The 2,389-nt window shown below is 68.7% G+C and carries 2 protein-coding genes; both read left to right on the forward strand.

Features of this window, described 5'->3' with window-relative positions:
- Nucleotides 1-587: phosphopantetheine-binding protein (locus GXP76_RS35155; RefSeq protein WP_242575674.1), on the forward strand; the 587-nt coding region annotated here is incomplete at its 5' end.
- Nucleotides 588-658: 71 nt separating this feature from the next.
- A partial coding sequence (locus GXP76_RS35160) for a type I polyketide synthase (RefSeq protein ID WP_242575675.1) occupies nt 659-2,389 on the forward strand: 1,731 nt, incomplete at its 3' end.

The following is a 2,389-nucleotide window of genomic DNA, read 5'->3' on the forward strand; positions in this document are numbered from 1 at the left end:
TCTTCCGCAGCCTCGTCCGGACACGACGCACCACAGCGGCGGTAGCGGCGCAGCAGCCTTCCCGTCTGCTCGCCGAGCTTGCCGGACTGGACGACGGAAAGCGCGCCGAGCGGATGCTCTCGCTGGTGGCCGGCGAGGTGGCGGACGTCCTCGGGCACGCCAACGGGTACGGCATCGAACACAGCCGTCCGTTCTCGGAGTTGGGGTTCGACTCCCTCACGGCCGTACAACTGCGCAACCGTCTGGGAGCACTTGTCGAGCAGCCGCTTCCGGCGACTCTCGTTTTCGACTACCCCACCCCGCTCGCACTCGCCGAGTACCTCCGATCGCGGATCACGACCCGAAGCGCTTCTGCCGGAGGGCTGGTCACCGTCGACGACCTCAACCGTCTCGACGCCGCACTTTCCGCCAGGCCGGCGGACGACTCGGAACGCGTCGCCATCGTGGAGCGTCTCGAAGCGCTCCTGTCGACCCTCTCGGTGTCCGGCGCACGGTCGCGCGAAAGCAGCGAGGACGTACTCGATTCGCTCCGCGAAGCCAGCAATGAGGAGCTCTTTAGCTTCGTGGACAAGGATCTCGGACTCTGAGCCCAATCGGCTCTCCGGGACGCGGTCAAAGGTCAGCAATCCATTCGGGTAAGGCAATGGGAGCAGTACAAATGGCGGACGAAGGCAAGCTTCGGGATTACCTCACGCGCGTCATTGCCGAGTTGCACCAGACCCGGCAGAGGCTGCACGACGCCGAGTCCCAGGAGCACGAGCCGATCGCGATCGTCGGGATGGCGTGCCGCTTCCCGGGTGGAGTGCGCTCGCCGGAGGACCTTTGGCGGCTCGTCGCGGACGGGCGTGACGCGGTCGGTGGCTTCCCCACCGACCGCGGGTGGGACATCGGGTCCCTCTACCATCCGGACCCGGATCACCCCGGGACGTCGTACGTGCGCGAGGGCGGATTCCTCGACCACGCCGCGGACTTCGATCCCGACCTGTTCCACATGAGTCCGCGGGAGACGCTGGCGACGGACCCGCAGCAGCGGCTTTTGCTGGAGACGGCGTGGGAGGCCTTCGAGCGGGCGGGGATCAACCCGCAGTCGCTGCACGGCAGCCGTACCGGTGTGTTCACGGGCGTGATGTACAACGACTACTCCTCCCGCCTGATGCATCAGGTCCCGGCCGGCTTCGAGGGACATGTCGGGAACGGGAGCGCCGGCAGCATCGCGTCCGGCCGGGTGTCGTACGCGTTCGGGCTCGAAGGCCCCGCCATCACTGTCGACACGGCGTGCTCGTCTTCATTGGTCTCGCTGCACCTGGCCGCGCACGCGCTGCGGCAGGGTGAGTGCACACTCGCGCTCGCGGGCGGTGTGACGGTGATGGCCACTCCCGGCACGTTCGTGGAGTTCAGCCGGCAGCGCGGGCTTGCGCCGGACGGCCGGTGCAAGCCGTTCGCGGCGGGTGCGGACGGCACCGGCTGGGCCGAGGGTGTCGGACTGCTGCTCGTGGAGCGGCTGTCGGACGCCCAACGCAACGGGCACCAGGTGCTTGCTGTCCTGCGGGGTTCGGCGGTCAACCAGGACGGCGCCTCCAACGGCCTCACCGCGCCCAACGGCCCCTCGCAGCAGCGCGTCATCCGTCAGGCGCTCACGAACGCCGGGCTCACGCCCGCCGACATCGACGCGGTCGAAGCACACGGCACCGGCACCGCTCTCGGTGACCCGATCGAAGCACAGGCGCTGCTGGCGACGTACGGTGAGGGCCGGTCGCAGGACGCTCCGCTGTGGCTGGGGTCGCTGAAGTCGAACATCGGGCACACGCAGGCAGCAGCCGGTGTCGCGGGCATCATCAAGATGGTCATGGCGATGCGGGAGGGTGTACTCCCGCAGACGCTGCACGTGGACGAGCCGTCATCTCACATCGACTGGTCGAGCGGAACCGTCCGTCTGCTGACGGAGCAGCAGGAGTGGTCGCACCCTGAACGGCCGCTCCGGGCTGCCATCTCTTCCTTCGGGCTGAGTGGCACGAACGCGCATGTGGTTCTTGAGCAGGCGCCGGCCGTTGAACCCGTCGAGTCGGAGGCCGGTGGGGCGGGGTCCGGTGTGGTGGTGTGGCCGGTGTCCGGTCATACGGCCGAGGCTCTGGCCGCGCAGGCATCGCGGTTGCATGCGTGGCTGGAGGACAACCCCGACGCTGATCTTCCAGCCGTCGCGGGCGCGTTGACGGGGACGCGTGCGACTCTTGATCACCGTGCCGTCGCCTTCGGCACCGAGCGCGGGCAGTTGATGGACGCGCTGGCCGCTGTTGCGGCGGGGAACTCGACTGCGCAGGGTGTGGTGGGTCGGTATCGGGCGGGGAAGCTCGCCGTGCTCTTCACCGGCCAGGGCTCCCAGTACGCGGGT

It is taken from the genome of Streptomyces sp. NP-1717 (assembly GCF_022695985.1).
Taxonomy (GTDB): Bacteria; Actinomycetota; Actinomycetes; order Streptomycetales; family Streptomycetaceae; genus Streptomyces.